This is a genomic window from Mesorhizobium sp. WSM4808 (assembly GCF_055811675.1).
The window spans coordinates 389353-409163 of the sequence record NZ_JBVVQX010000005.1; the positions used below are offsets into that span (position 1 = coordinate 389353).

The following is a 19811-nucleotide window of genomic DNA, read 5'->3' on the forward strand; positions in this document are numbered from 1 at the left end:
GCGAATGGGCTTGAACCCTGATGGAAACATATGCCCGTCTCACTGGCGCTTAGCCGGCCGGCAGCCTATATTGGGCGGGACGGTCTGTGCTTCCCGGCAGGAGAACATTTTCCCCGGGGCCTTAACGATCCTTAGGGAGCTGTCCCTGGGAAGACCCGTGGGTTTTCTCACACGGCGCCCACCTACTTTGTAGGTTCCCGGGATCGCTCTCTCCACCGGTTGTGTGGATCGTCACTTACTGCCACGCGTCCCGCATTTCGGTGGATGATTGCGGTGGAAAACGTCGCTCCCAAAACTCCATCCAGATCTGACCTTTTCTACCCTGGCTGAATGACCTCTCTCAAAGACCTGAAAAAGCAGCTTCGCCGTGAGGCCCTCGGACGCCGCAACGCGCTCGATGAGTTCTGGCGGGTGGAGGTCGCGCTTGAAATGGCGGAGACGGCGCGCGATCATCTCCACGTCGAGCCGGGCCAGATCGTTTCCGGCTTTTGGCCGATGCGTTCGGAAGTCGACGTTCGGCCGCTGATGTTTGCCTTGCGCGAAAAGGGCGCACGGCTTTGCCTGCCGGCCATTCTCGACAAGACCACGATCGTCTTTCGCGAACTGGTGCGCGGCGCGCCGATGGTCGAGATGGGTTTCGGCACGGTCGGCCCCCACGAGGAAGCCGAGGTGCTCGACCCCTCGGTGATGCTGGTGCCGCTCGCCGCTTTCGATGCGCGCGGCCATCGCATCGGCTACGGTGCCGGCTATTACGACCGCGCCATCGCCAAGCTGATCGACAGGGGCCGGCCGCCGCGGCTGGTCGGCATCGCCTTCGACTGCCAGGAGGTGGCAATGGTGCCGGATGAGGAACATGACGTCGTCATTGCGGAAATACTCACCGAGAGCGGGTTGCGCCGCTTCGCGCCAAAATTGTAGATAAGTACAAGGGACGCATGATCTTCACTGGCGTCATGCAGCTTTCGCTGACCTTCGGTGCGGGATCATATGAGACTTCTCTTCCTCGGTGACATGGTTGGAAAGACAGGACGCACGGCGGTGTGGGAACAGCTGCCCGGACTGATCTCCGACTTCAAACTCGATTTCGTCATCGTCAACGGCGAGAACGCCGCCGGCGGCTTCGGCATCACCGAAGAGATCTTTCGCGAGACGATCGCGGCCGGTGCCGATGTCGTCACCACCGGCAATCATGTCTGGGACCAGCGCGACGCGCTCGCCTTCGCGCCGCGCGAAGAGCGCTTCCTGCGTCCCTCCAACTTTCCCAAGGGCACGCCCGGGCGCGGCTCCGGTGTCTATATCGCCAGGAGCGGCGCGCGCGTGCTGGTCGCCAACATCATGGGCCGGGTGTTCATGCATCCCGAGCTCGACGATCCGTTCCAGGCCGGCGAACGCGAGCTTGCCGCCTGTCCGCTCGGCGAGCAGGCGGATGCCGTGATTATCGACTTCCACGCCGAGGCGACCTCGGAAAAGATGTGCTTCGCGCATTTCGTCGACGGCCGCGCCAGCCTCGTCATCGGCACCCACACCCACCAGCCGACGGGTGATCACCAGATCCTCAACGGCGGTACCGGCTATATGTCCGACGCCGGCATGTGCGGCGACTATGATTCCTCGCTCGGCATGGACAAGGAGGAGCCGCTCAACCGGTTCCTGTCGAAGGTGCCGAAAGGCCGCTTCGAGGCGGCGACCGGACCGGCGACTTTGTGCGGCGTCGGCGTCGATATTTCAGACCGCACAGGGCTGACCGAGCGGATTGCGCCGTTTCGTCGCGGGCCACGGCTGGAGGAAACCGCACCGTCCTTCTGGTCGTGACATTGATATAGGCACGCTTAGTACCTAACTGCCGGCGACACTGCTCTAGATCGTTAAAAGAGGGGACGACCTCCATGCAGCTCATCGAATTCCTGGCGCCGCATTTTCAATTTGTTTCCGACCCGACGGCCTGGGTCGCGCTGCTGACGCTGATTGTGCTCGAGGTCGTGCTCGGCATCGACAATCTGATCTTCATCTCGATCCTGACCAACAAGCTGCCGGAAGCACAACGGGCCCGTGCCCGCCGGCTCGGCATCTCGGCGGCCCTGATCATGCGGCTGGTGCTGCTGGCCACCATTTCGATCATCGTCCAGCTGACCACGCCGGTGTTCACGGCCTTCGGTCACGGTTTTTCCTGGCGCGACCTGATCCTGATCGCCGGCGGCCTGTTCCTGGTCTGGAAGGCGACCAAGGAGATCCATCACACCGTCGATCCCGACGACCACAAGGATACGATGATGGGCGAGACGCTGCAGATCAGCCTTGCCGGCGCGATCTTCCAGATCCTGCTGCTCGACCTGGTCTTCTCGATCGATTCGATCATCACCGCCGTCGGCATGACCGACGAGATCGCCATCATGTACATCGCCGTGATCGTCGCGGTCACCGTGATGATGCTGGCGGCCGGGCCGCTGGCCAACTTCATCGCCAAGAACCCGAGCATCGTCATGCTGGCGCTGGGCTTCCTTCTGATGATCGGCATGACGCTGATCGCAGACGGCATGGGCTACCATGTGCCCAAGGGCTACATCTATGCGGCGATGGGCTTTTCGGCATTGGTCGAGGGGCTCAACATGCTGGCGCGGCGACGTAAGAAGTCGGGCGGCGGGCATTGAGGCAGACCCTGAATACCTAATGTCCTGGCACGCCCTTCGGGTGACGGTCGCCGATCAGGCCGAGCGTCAGGCCCTGTTCCAGCCACGCCTTGGCGCCGGCCAGCACCAGCGTGAAGCCGCCGGTTGAGCCGACGGCCTCTTTCACCTGCTCGTCGCCATCCCCGGCGAAGCCAAAATTGCGAACCTCGAGAAAGGTCGTCTCGTCGGGCATTTCGGTGAAGGTCCAGACCACCGCGGTCGGCGGATCGCTCCATTGCATGACGATCTTTTCATTCGCGACGATCTCGCTGACGTCGACGGTCGTCGAGACACCGTACATGCGCCACCCCCAGAGGACTTGCTTGCCGCTGTCCAGCCGGCCGCTGCCATGGGTGAACCAGAATTTCGTGGTTATGGCCGGATCGACGATGGCCTCGAACACATGGGCGACAGGCCGCCGGATCAGCATGCCGGCTTCGGCGGTTGGCTTTTCGCGGATGTCCATCGGATGCTCCTTTCGGGGTTCGGCGCTCACCAGGCGTCCGGTTCGCGCAGCATGTGAATAATGTTGGCAGGGTTGGTGATCCAGCCGCCGCGGAAGCCCTCGCCCAAGGGCTCAATGGCGTCGCAACGCACAACACCGGCCTTGGCGAAATGATCCGCAGCCATGGGGAAATCCTTGGTGAACAGCTCCAGCCACACCTCGGCCTGGCTCATCATCGGCGCCTCATCGATCCACAGGCGGTTGGGGCCAAGCTCGAAGCCGATGGCCGGTGCTTTGTCTGTGAACGGCTTCAGGCCGACGACGTCGCGGTAGAAGGCGATCGTCGCCTCATATTGGTGCGGCGGTACCTTCATGGCGATGTTGATGCCGCCGGTGATTTTCGTGGTCATAGCTGGCTCCGTTGTCGTGTTCGGCTGTTGTCGCCTTTGCTCAGGCTGGTCATGCGAGATTTATCTGCCAGGAGACCCCGAACCTGTCGTTGAGCCATGCGAAACGGCGGCTGAAGCCGTAATTGTCCGGTGGCATCAGGAACGCGCCGTCCTTGCCCAGCGTCCCGACAATTCGGTTCAGCTCTTCTTCTGAGGAACAGTCCACATAGAGCGAGACCGATGGCGTGAACGTGAAGGCGTGGTGCACGGGGCTATTGAAGACCATGACTTCCAGCCCAGCGATCGACACCCGCGCCAGCTTGACCGTTCCTTGCGGGCCGTCTTCGCCGGGGCCGTAATTCGTGACGTCAAGCACGCTGCTGCCGGGAATGGTCTCGCAATAGAGGGTCATTGCCTCTTCGGCCTTGCCCTCGAACATCAGGAATGGCGATACTTTCGTCATCGCAAGGTCTCCATCTTCCTTCTGTTGCTCGGATATCGGGTCGCTCAAACATTAGTCTCGTTGGCCGGTTCGCCCTTCATCTCGCTGCGGTAGTAGCCGTCGCGCAAATTGATGCCGTATTCGACATAGGCCTTCATGCAGGCCAGCATCTGCGACCAGCCCTCGCAATTGAGGTAGGACTTCTTCAGGCCGACCGCGCCTTCCTGCCAACCGCTCTCGGCGATGGTGACGAAGGTGCCGCCATCGTCGAGCGGCTCGAAATTCATCTCGATGCGGGTCTTGTAGGCCGGCTTGCCGTCAGCGTCGGTGGCATCCCAGCGCAGCACGATGCGGCTGTCCTTGACCACTTCGTCGACCTCGACCGGCACCTTGCCCCACCAGACGACGCCGGCGCCAGCTTCCAGCGGGGCGCTGGCGCCGCCGATCGTGGTGAAGTAGCCGCTCAGTTTCTTCGGATTGACGACCGCGTCGAAGACGTCGGCGACCGGCTTGCCGATGCGTCCGGAGACACTGAATCCAAGTGACATATCCACAACTCCTTCCCTTGATCGGCCCAACAATATGTTATAGAAACATAACATGTCAAGCCAATCGCAAGACGACAATGTTTTCAAGGCGCTGGCGCATCCGCGCCGGCGTGAAATGCTGGATCAGCTGAAGGACACGCCGAAGACGACCGGCATGCTGTGCGAGGCCTTTCCCGACATCGATCGCTGCACCGTGATGCTGCATCTCAAGGTGTTGGAGGACGCCGACCTGATCGTTGCGCGGCGCGACGGCCGCGAGCGCTGGAACCATCTCAACGCGCTGCCGATCAAGCAGATCCACGACCGCTGGATCAGCCAGTATGCCGGGCATGCCCTCAGCATCATCGACCGGCTGAAGTCGGACCTCGAGGCGTGAGCGGCCGCAGCAGGTCATGTCGGCGGGTCCCATGCGTGGTGCGGCTGGACGAATTGAGCCGATTTATCTATAAGCCGGGCCATTCCGACAGAGAACGCCGTGCTTCCACGAGTTGCACCTGGGACGCTCTGAAATTTGAATTCGGGCATTGCGGCAGACGAGGTCAGATCACTTCGCTTCGGGATGCTCTAGCCGAGAAGACGACAGGGGTGCCATGGCTGGCCATTCACAGTTCAAGAACATCATGCACCGCAAGGGCCGCCAGGATGCGGTGCGGTCTAAAATGTTTTCCAAGCTGGCGCGCGAAATCACCGTCGCCGCCAAGAGCGGGACGCCCGATCCGTCGATGAACCCGCGCTTGCGCCTGGCGATCCAGAACGCCAAGGCGGTGTCGATGCCGAAGGACAACATCCAGCGCGCCGTCAACAAGGCCTCGATGGGCGATGCCGAGAACTACGAAGCCGTGCGCTACGAGGGCTATGGCCCGGGCGGCGTCGCCGTCATTGTCGAGGCGCTGACCGACAACCGCAACCGTTCGGCATCCAATGTGCGCGCCGCCTTCACCAAGGCCGGCGGCGCGATGGGCGAAACGGGCTCGGTGTCGTTCATGTGGGACCGTGCCGGCGAGATCTACTATCCGGCATCGGCCGGCAGCGCCGACAAGATCATGGATGCGGCGATCGAAGCCGGCGCCGACGATGTCGAATCCGACGAGGAAGGCCACACCATCTATTGCGGCTTTGAGAACATGGGCGAAGTGTCGAAGGCGCTGGAAGGCGCACTCGGCGAGGCTGAATCGGTCAAGCCGATCTGGCGGCCGCAAAACAACGTTCCGGTCGACGAGGAGCGGGCACAGTCGCTGATGAAGCTGGTCGCCACGCTCGAGGATGACGACGACGTGCAGAGCGTCTACGCCAACTTCGAAGTCGACGACGAGACCATGGCCAAGCTCAGCGCGGCATGAGCGAAGCTCAGTCCGAAATGAGCGGAGCTATACCCGCCACGAGCGAAAAGCCGTTGCCGGTCATCCGCATCACCTATTGCACGCAGTGTCAGTGGCTGCTGCGCGCCGGCTGGATGGCGCAGGAGCTGCTGTTGACCTTCGGCACGGACCTTGGCGAAGTGACGCTGGTGCCCGGCACCGGCGGCATCTTCACCATTTCCTGCAATGACGTGCTTGTCTGGGATCGCAAGCGCGACGGCGGCTTTCCGGACGCGGCCAAACTGAAGCAACTGGTCCGCGATGTCATTGATCCGGACCGCGACCTCGGCCATTCCGATCGGAAGACAAAGGCATAGGGGTCGCGAGCGCTGCCGTCACTTGCGTCGCCACGCACCGACGGCGGCGCCAATCGCAATACCCACGGCAACGCCCATCGGCAGATCATCCAGAGCGGTGCCGATCGCGGCACCGACACCAACTCCGATGGCCATGCCGAAGGCCATATTTGCGTAGTCCTTCATCGGTCGCTCCATCCATCGTCGTCAACGCGCGGCGAACCAGAAAGATGCCAGCGCGGCTATGCCGCTGATGGTGCGGACATGATTCCACATCACCCATTCATTGAGGTAGCGCGACCACACGGTTGCACCGTTGCCGCTTGCCGGATTGACGGCGGCGAGCGCATCGTTCAGCGGGACGTTGAAGATCATCGTCACCACCACGATGCCGATGAGATAGAGCAGGCTGCCGGCAATCAGCCAGAGCGAGCCCGGCTGGCTCCAGCCGATCGCCGCACCGATGGCGACAACAATGCAGACGAGCGCCGTGCCGAACAGCGCCGTCATGAACAGCGGCGTCACCGCTGTGACGTTGATGGAATTCATCGCGGCAATGCCGCTTGCGGCTGGCAGGCGGGCGAGGCCCGGCATGACGAAGCTGGAGAAAGCAAAGAAGACGCCACCGACGATGCCCGAGCCGATTGCGGCGATGAAGATGAGGGTGGGGAGAAGCTTCGCGATCATGTCAGTTGCTCCAGATGCCGGTTGCGGCGGTTTGCGTTGCGTAGGCGGAGAAGTCTCTTGGCTTGCGACCAAGCACGCGCTGGACGCCGTCGGTGAGCGACTCGTTGCGGCCGTCGAGCACCTGGGTGAACAGCTCATTGAGCAGCCAGCCGAATTCGGGCGGCAGCTCATGCGCGGCTACTGCGGTAGTGAATTCGTCATGCGAGTCCTAACAAAGCGGATGTCGCGCCCGGCTGCCTTGCCGATCTCGGCGACCGCGTCTGCAAAGCTCAGCAGCCGCGGCCCGGTCAACTCATAGAGCTGGCCGACATGGCCTGGCTCCGTCAGCACGGCAAAGGCGGCGTCGGCGATGTCGTCGGCATCGACAAAGGGCTCGCCGACATTGCCGATCGGCAACGCCACTTCGCCTTCAGCCAGGGACTCGGTGAAGAAGCCTTCGCTGAAGTTCTGCGAGAACCAAGCGCAGCGCAGGATGGTCCAGTCGGCGCCCGAGGCCTTCAGCATCTCTTCGGCGCGCTGGGCTTCCGTTTCGCCGCGCCCCGACAGCAGCACCAGTCGGGTGACACCGTTTTGCACCGCGAGCCTGGCGAAGGCGTCGACGGTTTCAGCGGCGCCCGGCACGGCGATGTCGGGATAGTAGCTGATGTAGACGGCGCTGACGCCTTGCATTGCCGGTCCCCAGGTCGCTGGGACTTCCCAGTCGAAGCGCGGTGTACCGGAGCGCGAGCCGATCCGCACCGGCAGGTCGTGCGCCGTCAGCCGCTCGGCCAGACGGCGGCCAGTCTTGCCGGTGCCGCCGAGGATCAGAATTGGTTTGGTTGTCGTGTCAGTCATAACCGTTTCCTCTATTTAAAATATGAATAATCCTCACATTTGCAAAATGTGATAAACCCTCGTATTTTGCGAGTCAAGCGATTTTGCTGGCATTGGAGTCAGTCATGGAAGACACGGCCGCGCCGGTTTCCGCGCGGGAGCAGATTGCTTCGCCGCGCCGGGCGCCGAGCCAGCAGCGCAGCCGCGAGCGGGTCGAGCGCATGCTGACTGCCGCCTCAGCGCTGATCGCCGAGCAAGGCAGCGACGCCATGCGCATGGGGGAGGTGGCGGAGCGCGCTGGGGTGTCGATCGGGTCGCTCTACCAGTTCTTTCCGGACAAGCGGGCGATCATCTGGGCGCTGGCCGAGCGCTACACCGCCGAAAGTCAGTCCTGCATTTCGGCAGCACTGGCTGGTGTCAGGGACGCCGAAGGGCTCGGCCGGGCGTTTTCGGAACTGGTTAATATCTACTACGGGCTGTTCCTGGCCGAGCCGGTGATGCGCGACATCTGGTCGGGCACGCAAGCCGACAAGGCGCTGCGCCAACTCGAACTCGCCGACAGCCGGGCCAACGCCGAATTCCTCACCGCGGTGCTGAAACGGCTGCGGCCGGCAGCCGATCCGGTGGCGTTGGAAACGACGGCGTTCCTCATCTGGCAAATGGGCGAGGCCGCCATGCGGCTGGCGATTTCCGTCGAGCGCCAGGAGGGCGACAGGCTGGTCGCCGCCTACAAGCGCATGGCGCTCAGGGAATTGCGGGGCGAGTAGCAACGCGCCGCAACAAAAAACCCGCCACAAGGGCGGGTCTTTGATCTGTAAAAAGTCGTTTGGTTTAAGTTCTTACTTGGTGCAAGTCGTTATCCCAAAACCGCTTCGCACTTTTGGGCGACATGCACTTAGATGCCGAAACCTTCGAAACGCTTCTTGAACTTCGACAGGCGGCCGCCGCGGTCGAGCAGGGTCTGCTGGCCGCCGGTCCAGGCCGGATGGGTGGTCGGGTCGATATCGAGGTTCATCGTATCGCCTTCCTTGCCCCAGGTCGAACGGGTCGTGTATTCGGTGCCGTCGGTCATGACGACCTTGATGGTGTGGTAATCGGGATGAATAGCGCTCTTCATGGCTCGGTTCCTGGCTTGCCGGCGCGGCTGACGGGCATAAGCCTGCGTCGATGCGCCTCTTTTTAAAACTCGAAGCCGCAGCTATTGAGGAGCCACGGCTTCTAAAACGGTCGGCGAGCCTATACATCAGCCGGAATTGAATCACAAGGCCGCGGCAAGCGCATATTGAGGCGCAGACCCCAAGGGCGGCTGGAGGAAACATCGGGATGGCGCAAATCACCAGCGCAGACGAGCGCCGGCGTTCGCTCAAGCCGCTCCGGCGCCTGTTCCCCTACATCACGCACTATCGCACACTGGTCGTCGGCGCCATCATCTCGCTGGTCATCGCGGCGGCAACCACGCTGGCGCTGCCGCTGGCGGTGCGACGCATGATCGATCATGGTTTCTCGTCGTCCAGCACCACCTTCATTGCCGAATATTTCGCCGCCCTGGTGGCGATGGCCGCCGTGCTGGCGGCGGCATCGGCCGGCCGCTACTATTTCGTCATCACGCTGGGCGAGCGCGTCGTCGCCGATATAAGGCGCGATGTGTTTGCCCATGTGACGACGCTGTCGCCTGCCTTCTTCGACACCGCCCAGTCGGGCGAGATCGTGTCGCGGCTTGCCGCCGACACGACGCAGGTCAAGTCGGCGGTCGGAGCGACGGCCTCGGTGGCGCTACGCAACGTCATCCTTGGTCTTGGCGCGGTGGGGATGATGGTCATCACCAGCCCGAAACTGTCCGGGTTGGTCATTGCCGCTATTCCTGTCATCGTCCTGCCGCTGGTCGCCTTCGGCCGTTCGGTGCGGCGCAAATCACGCCAGGCGCAGGATACGCTTGCCGATGCCACCGCCTATGCCAGCGAGCAGATCGGCGCGGTGCGCACGCTGCAGGCTTTCACCAACGAGAAGCTGGTTACCGGGCATTTCTCGGCCGCGGTGGAAGCCGCTTTCGAGGCGGCACGCTCCTCGATCTTCGCGCGCTCCTTCCTTACCTTCTTCGCCATCTTCACCATCTTCTCGTCCGTCGTGGCGGTGCTGTGGTTCGGCTCGCGCGACGTGCTCGAAGGTTCGATATCGCCCGGTACGCTCGGCCAATTCCTGCTCTATTCGGTGTTCGCCGCCGGCGCGTTGGGCGCGTTGTCGGAAGTCTGGGGCGAGCTTGCGCAGGCGGCGGGCGCCGCCGAACGGCTGACCGAAATCCTGGCCGAGAAGCCGGCGATCCAGGCTCCCGCCGATCCGAAGCCGCTGCCGGCCGTCGCCAAGGGCGCGATCGCCTTCGACAATGTCTCCTTCTCCTACCCGGCAAGGCCGGACCGTGCCGCCGTGCATGGCTTGAGCTTTCAGGTCATGCCGGGCGAGACGGTGGCGATCGTCGGGCCGTCAGGGGCCGGCAAGAGCACGGTGTTTTCGCTGATCCTGCGCTTCTACGATCCCGAAACAGGCAAGATCCTGATCGATGGCGTCGATGTGCGCGAGGCTGATCCCGTTTCGGTCCGCCAGCGCATCGCGATCGTGCCGCAGGACGTCACCATCTTCGCGGCAAGCGCGCGTGACAATATTGGGTTCGGCCGGCCGGGAGCCAGCAAGGCCGAAATCGAGACGGCGGCGAAGGATGCACTTGCCGACGAATTCATCCTCAAGCTGGAAAAAGGCTATGACAGCCAGGTCGGCGAGCGCGGCGTGACGCTGTCAGGCGGCCAGCGCCAGCGGGTTGCGATCGCCCGCGCCATCCTGCGCGACGCCCCGATCCTGCTGCTCGACGAGGCCACCTCCGCCCTCGACGCCGAAAGCGAGACGCTGGTGCAGACGGCGCTGGAACGGCTGATGCAGGGCCGCACCACGATCGTCATCGCCCACCGCCTGGCAACGGTGCTGAAGGCCGACAGGATCCTGGTCATGGATGGCGGCTCGATCGTCGAGGAAGGCACGCATCAAAGCCTTGTCGCCAAGGGCGGCATCTATGCGCGGCTGGCCAAGCTGCAGTTCGAAACCGGCGCCAGTGCTTTCAGGGGCGCGGCTGAGTAGGCAGAAACATCTGCCGCTGTGCCGGCAAGCCGCTATACGGCTCCGTATCGCTGCTTCAGATGGTTCACGAAATAGGTGGCGTTGAGCTTTTCGCCGGTGGCGCGTTCGAGCAGGTCCGGCGTCGACCAGCGTGATCCCTGCGACCAGATTTTTTCGCGGCGCCACTCGTTGATCGCCTCGAAATTGCCTTTGGCGAGATCGTCATCGGCGGCAGGATGATCCCGCGTCAGCGCTGCCCATTGCTGCGCCGCCATCATCGCGCCCAGCGTATAGGAGGGGAAATAGCCGAAGGCGGCCCCTGGCCAATGCACGTCCTGCATCGGTCCGTCGGCGGGGTTGTCGATGGTGGAGAGGCCGAGATAGTCACGCATCTTGGCGTCCCAGGCTTCGGGCAGATCACCCACCTCCAGCCGGCCCGCGACGAGTTCCTGCTCCAGTTCGTAGCGCAGGATGACATGCAGGGGATAGGTCACCTCGTCGGCATCGACACGGATCAGGCCGCGCTCGACGCGATGCACATGCGGCAGGATATCGTCGAGCGACCAGGCTTCGCCGAGATGCTTTTCGACCACCGGCAGCGCCCAGTTCCAGAAGGCCGGGTTGCGGCCGAGCTGTTTTTCGACGAACAGGCTCTGGCTTTCATGCACGGCCATGCCGCGCGCCTTGCCGAGCGGCCAGTGCGACCATGCCTTCGGCAGGTTCTGTTCGTAGAGCGCATGGCCGGTCTCGTGCAACACGCCCATCAGCGCCGACAGGAAGTCTGTAGTCTTGTAGCGGGTGGTGATGCGCACGTCGCTCGGCACGCCGCCGCAGAAAGGATGGTGCGACACCGACAGCGATCCGTGCGTCAGGTCGAAGCCGACCGCCGCCATCATGGCAAGGCCGAGCTCGCGCTGCCGGTCGATCGCATAGGTGCCTGAGAGCGGCTTCAGCGGGCGCTTGCGCAGCCGTGCGTCCTGGATAGCCAGCGCCTCAGGCACGAAGCCTTTCAGAAAAGCCTTCAGGTCGGTGAACACAGGCGTGATGTCGGCGGTGCGGTTCCCAGGATCGTATTGCTCCATCAGCGCGTCATAGGGGGCTAGGCCGAGCACATCGGCACGCAGCGCCGCCTCCTCGCGCACCAGCGCCACGACGCCCTCCAGCGCAGGCTGGAAGCCCGCCCAGTCGTTCTTGGCGCGCAGGCCGCGCCACAGTTGCTCGCAACGCATGCGCGCGGTCGTCTGGCGTTCGACGAATTCGACCGGCAGGCAGGTCAGGTTGGTGTATTGCCGCCGCAGTTCCGAGACCGCAGTGCGCTGCTCTTCACCCAATGCTTCCTGCTCGGCCGCGGCGATCCAGTCCGCTATCTCCGGCGCCGTTGCCCTGGTGTGATACATGCCGGCGAGTGCCGACATCGCCTCGGCACGTTTCTCGCCACCGCCGACAGCCATGTGGGTGGCCTCGTCGGCGCCGAGGATGGCCAGCGCATGCTCAAGCGCTTCGAGCTTGTGGCCGAGGTCATCGAGTTTCTGAAAGGACATGGTGGCTTCCGTGATTGGGGACGGCGCGGAAAGACACCAACGCAAATGCGTTGGCAACCCTCGGATGCCGTCCGGCAGATGCACCTTGCGCAGGCGAGGCCGCGCATGAAATGCTGCCGGCAACACATCAAGGGGGAAAAAAATGATCGGCAACATCCTTGTCGGGCTGGTGGCCTTGATCCATGCCTACATCGTCTATCTGGAGATGGTGCTGTGGGACACGCCGCGCGGACACAAGGCTTTCAACCTGACCCCGGAATTCGCCAGTGCCTCGAAAGTGCTCGCCGCCAATCAGGGGCTCTATAACGGTTTCCTCGCCGCCGGCCTCATCTGGGGGCTTTACCTCGGGGCGGTCGGTTTCCAGGTCAAGGTTTTCTTCCTGCTGTGCGTGGCTGTTGCCGGCCTCTATGGCGCGGCAACGGTTGGCCGCAAGATCCTGTTCATCCAGACCGTGCCGGCGATTGCCGCGCTGATCGCGGTCTGGCTGGGCTGGTAAAAGGACGCCCGCGGGATGGCTCCCGAAAGCGCCAGGTGGTCCCTTCCTCTTGGACCGTTTCAGCCGCTGTGGTCTCAGCCGTTCGGGTAGTTGCCGCCGTCGTCGCCGTCGCCCATCAGGAAACCGCTGCCGGTATCGACCCTCAGGCGCTGGTCGACATTGTTGAGCCGGCGCAGCAGGTCATGATATTGCGCGGCCGGTATCCTGCCGTGATCGGACGCGGCGACTTTCTCTGCCGCCTGACCGATGTGGGCCGTGCGCATTTCCAGGCGTTCCGCCACGGCCGGGGTGATGTTGTTGGCCTGTCTTGCGTCCACGATGCCCTGCCGGACGCCCTGCACCTGTGCGATAAGCGCCTCGACACGCGGGCCAGTCATGTCGGTCGGATCGGCCGCGTCGAGAGCGCCCTTGTGATGGCCCGCGGCATAGGCGCCGGCAAGCGGAACGGCGATGAGGAGCGCCGTGAGTGTAGCAGTTCTAAGCGAGGTCTTGAAAGAGCGCATCACGCGTCTCCTCTTGTAGAGGAAGGCGGCGGTTGTCCGCCTGCCTTCCGGCCTTGGGCCGTCCGGTTCCGTCGCGTCGCGATGAGGGGGTTCATCGCCGGCGGTTCTCGGCCCGGGCGGCAAGTTAGGATCGCCCTGCGACAATGTGTAATTAAAAAAAGATAATCTTTTCAGGCCTTGTCGGCCTCTATCTGCGCCCTAGAGTTGAGCCGACGAACAAGTTCGCGTGATTTTGGATCAACGTTCGGTGAGCTTCAGTTCAATACGGCGGTTCTTATTGCGCGCCTCTTCGGTGTCGGCGGGGTCGAGCGGCTGGAACTCACCGAAACCGGCGGCTACGAGCCGGTTGGCAGGCACGCCGTTTTCGATCAGGAATTTCACCACCGAGGTCGAACGCGCCGTCGACAGCTCCCAATTGTCGCGGTAGCGGCCGGCGCCGGAGAGCGGCTTATTGTCAGTGTGGCCGTCGACGCGCAGCACCCAGTTGATCTCGGGCGGGATTTCCTTCTGCAACTCGATGATGGCGTCGGCGAGCTTCTTCATCTCGACCTTGCCGGCATCGTTGATCACCTCGGAGCCGGTCGGGAACAGCACTTCCGACTGGAAGACGAAGCGGTCGCCGACGATACGGATGTTCTCTCGGTCGGCGAGGATTTCGCGCAAGCGGCCGAAGAAGTCGGAGCGGTAGCGGTTCAACTCCTGCACGCGCTGTGCCAGTGCGACGTTGAGGCGACGGCCGAGGTCGGCGATCTTGGTGTTGGAATCGCGGTCGCGGATTTCGGAGACGTTGAGCGCATCCTCGAGCGCGCCGATCTGCTTGCGCAGTGCCGCGATCTGCTGGTTGAGGATCTCGACCTGGCTCAGCGCCTGCTGGCTGATCTGGCGCTGGCTGTCGAGTTCGCCGCCGAGCGCCGCGGCGCGCTGGTTGGCGGCGTCGCCAGCACCGGCGCCTTGCGCCAGCAACTGTTGGAGCCGGCTCCTTTCCGCTTGCGCGGCTGACAGCGACGCCTGCAGATTGGCCAGTGAATCATCCTTGTCCTGCGCCGTCGAGCGCTCCAGCGCCAGCAACTGGGTCAGCTCGTTGATCTGCGAGTTGAGGCGCGAGAGTGCCGTATCCTTGCCGGAGATTTCGCGTCCCAGCAGGAACTGCGCCAGCACGAAGACCGTGAGCAGGAACATGATGGCCAAAAGCAGCGTCGACAGCGCGTCGACGAAACCCGGCCAGTAGTCGATGCGGCGATCGGTGCGCCGGCCCCTGGCGAGTGCCACTTCAGTGAACTCCGGGCTTCTTCAGGGCATCGGCGATCTTTTCCAGCGTGTTGCGCATCGCCTTCTGCTCGTCGGACTGGGCTTCGACCCAGTCGCGCATGATCTGCTGTTCCGAGCGCATGTTCTTGACCAAGCCGGAAATGCCGTCGGCGAGATTGGCCATGGCGGTGGCGACGCGTGGGTTGGAGCCGCCGCCATTCTCCTGCATCGAGCGCAGCCGTTCCGACAGCACCCGGATCTCGTCGGAGGATTCGGTCTTGGCTGGGTCGGCGACGACGATGTCCGACGACAGGTCGGTCACCGAGGACAGCCAGTTTTCCAGTTCGGTGTAGAAGCGTGTCTGGGCGCGACCGGCCTGCAGGTCGAGGAAGCCGAGCACCAGCGAGCCGGAGAGGCCGAACAGCGAGGACGAGAAGGCGGTGCCCATGCCGGCCAGCGGCGCGGAAAGCCCCTGCTTCAGGGAATCGAGCACCGCGGCGGCGTCACCGGTGCCGGGATCGAGCGATTCGATGGTCTCGCGGATCGAACCGATGGTGTTCAACAGGCCCCAGAAGGTGCCGAGCAGGCCGAGGAACACCAGCAGGCCGACGAGATAGCGCGAGGTGTCGCGGCTTTCGTCGAGGCGGGTGGCGATGGAATCGAGCATGGTGCGCATCGAACTGGTCGAGAAGGCCGTCGCCGAGGAGCGGCCGATCATCGCCTTCATCGGCGCCAGAAGCACTGGTTCTGTCGTTTCCGAGCCGGCACGGAAGGAGTTGACCCAGCGCACTTCGCGAAACAGTCGCCCGACCTGGGCGAAGGCCAAAAGGATGCCGACCACCAGCACGCCGACGATCAGGCCATTGAGGCCGGGATTGCTGCCAAAAGCGGTTGAGATCTGTCGGGTGAGGATGGCGGCGATGAAGGCGACGATGACCAGGAAGATCACCATGGTGAGCAAAAAGACCTGCGGGCTCGATAATTTATACGGGTCGTAGATCAGGACATCAGAACGTCTGCCCATGCCGAAGGATCTGAGAAAAGCCATCCGTGCCCCGTTTCCGATGCCGCCGCCGATCACGTAAACCGCGACTCTAAACGGAATTGTGACCAAATTGAATGGCGCTTGGCAATATTGCCGCGTCGAGAATGTCAGAAGCGATTGATGACCAGACAGTCGACCATGGCGGCCAGATGCAGACCGGCGCCGGTGACGACGAAACCGTGCCACAGCGCGTTGTGGAAGCGCAGCCCCTTCCAGGCGAAGAAGATGACGCCGCAGGAGTAGACCATGCCGCCGGCGACGATGAGCGCTATCGATGTCGTCGGCAGCGTCTGGATAAGCGGCTTGACAAGGATGATGCCGCTCCAGCCGATGGCGAGATAGAAGCCGATTGCCAGCCGGTCGAAACGGCCGGGAAAGAACACCTTGATGGCAATGCCCAGCACTGCTGCGGTCCAGACCAGCACGATCATCCAGCGCGCCAGCGGCGAGCCTTCGAGTTGGGCCAGGAAAGGCGTATAGGTCGCGGCGATCAGCAGATAGATCGCGGCGTGGTCGAAACGCCGCAACACCCATTTTGCCGGCGACGACACCGGCCACAGATTGTAGGTCATCGACACCGAGAGCACGGTGAGCAGCGAAACCACGTAGAAGGCGGCGGCGATGTATTCGCCAGGTCCGACACGAAACGCCGCCAGCGCCAGCAGTGCCGACCCTGCCGCGATCGCCAGCACGATGCCGATCGCGTGGACAACACCGTCTGCGATCATCTCGGCACGCGAATAGTGCCAGCGTCCGATGAACGGGATATCGGGGTAGGGTTGGTTGTCTCTCACTAAGCCGGGTTCCTGCACCGCGCCCTTCAATTTGGGCGCATGCCGGGCAGTATTTCAAGCTTCCATTGCGGTTTTGCGACTGCGGCGCATCAGCGCGGCGTGGCTGTCAGCGGGAGGAGAGCGGCTTCTTCACGACCTTCAGCAAAGCGCGCTGGATGATCTCGTTGCCGGCGACGACCGAGCCGTTGTCGAGCATGTCCTGGCCGCCATCCATGTCGGAGACGAAGCCGCCCGCCTCGCGGATCAAAAGCAGCCCGGCGGCGATGTCCCAGGCCGACAGGCCGGTTTCCCAGAAGCCATCCATGCGGCCGGCGGCGACATAGGCGAGATCGAGCGATGCGGAGCCGAGGCGGCGGACGCCGGAAACCTCGGCCATGACATTGCGCAGTTCCACCAGGAAATTGCCGTGGTGGCCGCGGCCGAGATGCGGCATGCCGCAGCCGATCACGGTGTCGACCAGCTTGATGCGGCCGGCGACGCGCAAGCGGCGGTCGTTCATGAAGGCGCCGCCCCCGCGTTCGCAGGTGTAGAGTTCGTCCATCGCCGGATTGTAGATGACGCCGGCGACGATCTGGCCCTGGCGCTCCAGCGCGATCGAAACGGCAAAGAGCGGAATGCCGTGCAGGAAATTGGTGGTGCCGTCGAGCGGGTCGACGATCCAGCGATGCTGGCCGTCGTCGCCTTCAACCACGCCGCGCTCTTCCATCAGGAAGGAATAGCCGGGCCGAGCCTTGGACAATTCGGCAAAGACGATGTCCTCTGCCTTGCGGTCGGCCTGGCTGACATAATCGCCGGGGCCCTTCATCGAGACCTGCAGGTTCTGCACCTCGCCGAAGTCGCGCGACAGCGAGCGGCCGGCCTTCATTGCGGCCTGGACCATGACGTTGAGAAGGGCTGAGCGTGCCATAGTGCTTTTTCCCGGTGCTGCGCTTAAATTCTGCCTCGATGCATGTCGGTGACCCGGAACCCGGCCACTTTTGGGCGACATGCGTCAGTCGGCGCGGCGCACGTAAGTGATTTCGTTGGTGTCGACGATGATGCGCTCGCCGGCGCCGATGAAGGGCGGCACCAGGACGCGGATGCCGTTCTCCAGGATCGCCGGCTTGTAGGACGATGCCGCCGTCTGACCCTTCACCACCGGGTCGGCCTCGGTGATGGTCAGCGTCACATAGTCGGGCAGCGAAATGCCGATCGGCCGCTCTTCGTAGAGCTGGACCGTCACCATCATGCCGTCCTGCAGGAAGGCGGCGCGATCGCCGACGAAGTCCTTGTTCAATTCGAGCTGCTCGTAGCTCTGGGTGTCCATGAACACCAGTGCGTCTTCCTGCGCGTAAAGGAAGGAAAAATCCTTCAGGTCGAGCCGGATCTGTTCGACGGTCTCGGCCGAGCGGAAGCGCTCGTTGAGCTTGGTGCCGTTGATGAGGTTCTTCAGTTCGACCTGATTGTAGGCGCCGCCCTTGCCGGGCTTGACGGTGTTGGTCCTGACCGCCACCCAAAGCCCGCCATCATGCTCGATGACATAGCCGGGACGGATTTCGTTGCCATTGATCTTGGCCATGATGAGATGATCCGGAATGATGCCAACGGCCACGCCGTCGGTATGGATGTTCGCTGGGAAAGCGATTTCGGGCTCCCAAGACCACAAATCGCCAGAAGAGGCAAGGGAGCGGGCAGGTCGGTGCCAGGCGAGGGGAGCCGAGGTTACACTTGCAATGACCGCGAGAACCGCCGTCAAGGCAGCCGGTTGGCCTTCTGCAGCGCCTGCTTGGTCTGGTCGTCGTCCAGCCCCTGCAGGAAGTCGTCCATCTGTGGGTCGATGAGGCCGGCACGGCGGGCGACGACGTACCAGGCGCCGGCAAGCACAAGGTCCGGATCGGTGCCGATGCCTTGCATATAGAGCTTGGCCAGGCGGTTCTGGGCGGCGACATTGCCGCCCTCCGCCGCCTGCTTCATCCAGCCGAAGGCGGATTTCAGGTCGCGCGCACCGCCGCGGCCTTCGATCATCCAGGCGGCGAGATCGATCTGCGCGGTGTCGTAGTTCTGCCTTGCGGCCTGCGCCAGCAGGCGCCTTGCCTGGGCGTCGTCACGTGGCTTGCCACCGACACCGTTGGCGTAGATCTGCGACATTGCATATTGCGCGTCCGCGAGGCCGGTCGCGGCGGCGCGCTCATAGTAGGAAACCGCCTTGGCCATGCCGGCGTCGCCGGGGTCCTGCTGGACCAGCATCTGCGCGAAATTGAATTGCGCCAGCCGGTTGCCGGCTTCGGCGGCGGCCTGCATCAAGGCGTAGGCCTCTTTTCCATCCTTTTTGACGTAGCGGCCGTCGAGCAGCATCAGCGCATACTGGAACTGCGATTCCGGCACACCCTGTTCGGCGGCCAGCGCGTACCATTTCGCCGCTTGCGCCGAATTGACCGGCACACCGAGCCCCCGCGACAGGATCTCGGCCACCAAGGTCTGCGCCGCCGGATCGCCGTTTTGCGCCCGGACCAATGCCAGATTGTAAGCTGTCTTGTAGAGACCGCGCTGGAAGGCGCCATAGGCCGCGTCGGCGGGTTTTGCGCCGAAGCGGTCGGGATTGACCGTGTCGGCCGACGGCAGCGGCGCGGGCTCGGCCGTGGTAGCGGGCTGCGGCAACGGCTTGTCGATCGGCTTGTCGGTGTGGACGCCGATTTCCGGCTTGGGCTGCGGCAGGGGGATGGTCTCCGCGGCGGCAGCCTGGACCATCAGCACCGCAAGCAGAGCCTGGAGGGGAAGCGTCGCCGAGGACATTTCAGTCCTCGAAGCGCGGCGCGGTCTCGTCGAGCAGCGCGTTGGCGGTGGCGACCGCTGTCCTGGGATCGGTGCCGTCGGCAAACACGGCGCTCGACAGCGCCACGAATTCAGCGCCGGTGGCGCCCACCGCTTCGACCGAGGCGATGTCGGATCCGGCCATGACGATGCAAGGGATCTGGATCATGTCCGCCCACCATGCGCCGAGCGACAGGTTGCGCGGGTGCGGTTCGGGCTTGTTGTCGTAACCGAAGCGGCCGAAGAAGATGTAGTCTGGCCGCGTCTCGCCAAGCTCGAGCGCGTCGTCACGTGTCTTGGCGCCGCCGGTGCCGACCATCATCTTTGCCTGGAAATGCTCGATCGTCTCGGCAAGTTCGGCCTTGGAGACCTCGACATGGATGCCGTCGGCCTGGACGCGGCCGGCTATGCGGGTGTCGCCGGCGATGATGACAGCAACGCCGGCGGCTTGCGCTGCCGGCACGATCTGTTCGGCGAAAGCCTGGAAGGAGGCTTCATCCATGCCGTTCTCGGGCAGGATCAGCGAAGCGACATCGCCGCCATCGAATGCCGCGACAATACGGGCCGCCGGCACGCCGGACGGCGCGATCAGCACGATGCGACAGCGATTGGGGGGCGTTGCTTCATTCATGGTTCTTCGGGTCCCGC

At 63.4% G+C, this 19811-nt stretch carries 25 protein-coding genes, 1 other RNA gene and 1 pseudogene; 10 read left to right on the top strand and 17 right to left on the bottom strand.

Translation table 11 applies throughout. From position 1 onward, the window contains the following. The first annotated feature begins 78 nt into the window (after window positions 1-78). From ssrS to AC0L2U_RS11880, 4 genes are all read left to right on the top strand, one after another. Window positions 79-234: non-coding RNA, 6S RNA (ssrS, locus tag AC0L2U_RS11865), on the top strand. A gap of 96 nt (window positions 235-330) precedes the next feature. Beyond that, a complete protein-coding gene (locus AC0L2U_RS11870) occupies window positions 331-918 on the top strand; it encodes a 5-formyltetrahydrofolate cyclo-ligase (RefSeq protein WP_127397998.1) in 588 nt (195 codons plus the stop codon). A gap of 69 nt (window positions 919-987) precedes the next feature. Next, window positions 988-1812 (top strand): TIGR00282 family metallophosphoesterase, encoded by an 825-nt coding sequence (locus AC0L2U_RS11875; RefSeq protein ID WP_127319132.1) that lies wholly within the window; start codon window positions 988-990, stop codon window positions 1810-1812. 74 nt (window positions 1813-1886) lie between these two features. Further along, window positions 1887-2648, top strand: coding sequence for a TerC family protein (locus AC0L2U_RS11880; protein WP_127269216.1), 762 nt, complete (start codon window positions 1887-1889; stop codon window positions 2646-2648). A gap of 16 nt (window positions 2649-2664) precedes the next feature. On the opposite strand, the gene AC0L2U_RS11885 is transcribed toward AC0L2U_RS11880, so the two are convergent. The 4 genes from AC0L2U_RS11885 to AC0L2U_RS11900 are packed head-to-tail and all read right to left on the bottom strand — an operon-like array spanning window position 2665 to window position 4490. Further along, complete coding sequence (locus AC0L2U_RS11885; RefSeq protein WP_473601955.1) at window positions 2665-3132, bottom strand: SRPBCC family protein; 468 nt, start codon at window positions 3130-3132, stop codon at window positions 2665-2667. 26 nt (window positions 3133-3158) lie between these two features. Continuing rightward, window positions 3159-3521, bottom strand: a complete 363-nt coding sequence (locus AC0L2U_RS11890; RefSeq protein ID WP_127269214.1) for a hypothetical protein — start codon at window positions 3519-3521, stop codon at window positions 3159-3161. A gap of 49 nt (window positions 3522-3570) precedes the next feature. Continuing rightward, a complete protein-coding gene (locus AC0L2U_RS11895; RefSeq protein ID WP_127319138.1) occupies window positions 3571-3963 on the bottom strand; it encodes a VOC family protein in 393 nt (130 codons plus the stop codon). A 44-nt stretch (window positions 3964-4007) separates the two neighbouring features. Continuing rightward, window positions 4008-4490, bottom strand: a complete 483-nt coding sequence (locus AC0L2U_RS11900; RefSeq protein WP_128289474.1) for an SRPBCC domain-containing protein — start codon at window positions 4488-4490, stop codon at window positions 4008-4010. A gap of 52 nt (window positions 4491-4542) precedes the next feature. Here AC0L2U_RS11900 and AC0L2U_RS11905 point away from each other — a divergent pair, with 52 nt between their 5' ends. From AC0L2U_RS11905 to AC0L2U_RS11915, 3 genes are all read left to right on the top strand, one after another. Next, on the top strand, window positions 4543-4866 hold the full coding sequence (locus AC0L2U_RS11905) for an ArsR/SmtB family transcription factor (RefSeq protein ID WP_127809002.1): 324 nt from the start codon (window positions 4543-4545) through the stop codon (window positions 4864-4866). 214 nt (window positions 4867-5080) lie between these two features. Then, window positions 5081-5830: a YebC/PmpR family DNA-binding transcriptional regulator gene (locus tag AC0L2U_RS11910; protein WP_023811824.1), complete on the top strand. Its 750-nt coding sequence runs from the start codon at window positions 5081-5083 to the stop codon at window positions 5828-5830. 17 nt (window positions 5831-5847) lie between these two features. Beyond that, window positions 5848-6165: an Rdx family protein gene (locus AC0L2U_RS11915; RefSeq protein ID WP_164895741.1), complete on the top strand. Its 318-nt coding sequence runs from the start codon at window positions 5848-5850 to the stop codon at window positions 6163-6165. Between the two features lie 18 nt (window positions 6166-6183). Here AC0L2U_RS11915 and AC0L2U_RS11920 read toward each other — a convergent pair whose 3' ends face one another. From AC0L2U_RS11920 to AC0L2U_RS11930, 3 genes and pseudogenes are all read right to left on the bottom strand, one after another. Then, window positions 6184-6312, bottom strand: a complete 129-nt coding sequence (locus AC0L2U_RS11920) for a glycine zipper domain-containing protein (protein ID WP_473601978.1) — start codon at window positions 6310-6312, stop codon at window positions 6184-6186. A gap of 39 nt (window positions 6313-6351) precedes the next feature. Further along, window positions 6352-6831: an anthrone oxygenase family protein gene (locus AC0L2U_RS11925; RefSeq protein WP_473601956.1), complete on the bottom strand. Its 480-nt coding sequence runs from the start codon at window positions 6829-6831 to the stop codon at window positions 6352-6354. 1 nt (window position 6832) lies between these two features. Further along, a pseudogene (locus tag AC0L2U_RS11930) lies at window positions 6833-7665 on the bottom strand (NAD(P)H-binding protein). Window positions 7666-7769: 104 nt separating this feature from the next. On the opposite strand from AC0L2U_RS11930, the gene AC0L2U_RS11935 reads away from it, so the two are divergent. Then, complete coding sequence (locus tag AC0L2U_RS11935) at window positions 7770-8411, top strand: TetR/AcrR family transcriptional regulator (RefSeq protein ID WP_473601957.1); 642 nt, start codon at window positions 7770-7772, stop codon at window positions 8409-8411. A gap of 128 nt (window positions 8412-8539) precedes the next feature. Here AC0L2U_RS11935 and rpmE read toward each other — a convergent pair whose 3' ends face one another. Continuing rightward, a complete protein-coding gene (gene rpmE / locus AC0L2U_RS11940) occupies window positions 8540-8761 on the bottom strand; it encodes a 50S ribosomal protein L31 (RefSeq protein ID WP_023811830.1) in 222 nt (73 codons plus the stop codon). Window positions 8762-8967: 206 nt separating this feature from the next. Here rpmE and AC0L2U_RS11945 point away from each other — a divergent pair, with 206 nt between their 5' ends. Beyond that, window positions 8968-10767: an ABC transporter transmembrane domain-containing protein gene (locus AC0L2U_RS11945; RefSeq protein ID WP_127809007.1), complete on the top strand. Its 1800-nt coding sequence runs from the start codon at window positions 8968-8970 to the stop codon at window positions 10765-10767. A gap of 32 nt (window positions 10768-10799) precedes the next feature. Here AC0L2U_RS11945 and AC0L2U_RS11950 read toward each other — a convergent pair whose 3' ends face one another. Beyond that, window positions 10800-12287, bottom strand: a complete 1488-nt coding sequence (locus AC0L2U_RS11950; RefSeq protein WP_127397800.1) for a carboxypeptidase M32 — start codon at window positions 12285-12287, stop codon at window positions 10800-10802. A gap of 142 nt (window positions 12288-12429) precedes the next feature. Here AC0L2U_RS11950 and AC0L2U_RS11955 point away from each other — a divergent pair, with 142 nt between their 5' ends. Next, window positions 12430-12783 (top strand): DUF1304 domain-containing protein, encoded by a 354-nt coding sequence (locus tag AC0L2U_RS11955; protein ID WP_127397799.1) that lies wholly within the window; start codon window positions 12430-12432, stop codon window positions 12781-12783. 74 nt (window positions 12784-12857) lie between these two features. Here the strand turns inward: AC0L2U_RS11955 and AC0L2U_RS11960 are convergent, their stop codons facing one another. From AC0L2U_RS11960 to AC0L2U_RS11995, 8 genes are all read right to left on the bottom strand, one after another. Then, window positions 12858-13286: a hypothetical protein gene (locus AC0L2U_RS11960; RefSeq protein WP_292659600.1), complete on the bottom strand. Its 429-nt coding sequence runs from the start codon at window positions 13284-13286 to the stop codon at window positions 12858-12860. 237 nt (window positions 13287-13523) lie between these two features. After that, window positions 13524-14555: a peptidoglycan -binding protein gene (locus AC0L2U_RS11965; RefSeq protein WP_127327624.1), complete on the bottom strand. Its 1032-nt coding sequence runs from the start codon at window positions 14553-14555 to the stop codon at window positions 13524-13526. A gap of 1 nt (window position 14556) precedes the next feature. After that, entirely contained in the window at window positions 14557-15582 is a 1026-nt protein-coding gene (locus AC0L2U_RS11970; protein WP_127396703.1) for a MotA/TolQ/ExbB proton channel family protein, read from the bottom strand. 104 nt (window positions 15583-15686) lie between these two features. After that, window positions 15687-16373: a PAQR family membrane homeostasis protein TrhA gene (trhA, locus tag AC0L2U_RS11975; RefSeq protein ID WP_164895723.1), complete on the bottom strand. Its 687-nt coding sequence runs from the start codon at window positions 16371-16373 to the stop codon at window positions 15687-15689. 106 nt (window positions 16374-16479) lie between these two features. Further along, window positions 16480-17280: an inositol monophosphatase family protein gene (locus AC0L2U_RS11980; protein ID WP_013529126.1), complete on the bottom strand. Its 801-nt coding sequence runs from the start codon at window positions 17278-17280 to the stop codon at window positions 16480-16482. Between the two features lie 84 nt (window positions 17281-17364). Then, entirely contained in the window at window positions 17365-17931 is a 567-nt protein-coding gene (efp, locus tag AC0L2U_RS11985; RefSeq protein ID WP_013529127.1) for an elongation factor P, read from the bottom strand. Between the two features lie 173 nt (window positions 17932-18104). Further along, window positions 18105-19145 (bottom strand): tetratricopeptide repeat protein, encoded by a 1041-nt coding sequence (locus AC0L2U_RS11990; protein WP_127270840.1) that lies wholly within the window; start codon window positions 19143-19145, stop codon window positions 18105-18107. Between the two features lies 1 nt (window position 19146). Next, window positions 19147-19794, bottom strand: coding sequence for a thiamine phosphate synthase (locus AC0L2U_RS11995; RefSeq protein WP_127272276.1), 648 nt, complete (start codon window positions 19792-19794; stop codon window positions 19147-19149). Window positions 19795-19811: the final 17 nt, after the last annotated feature.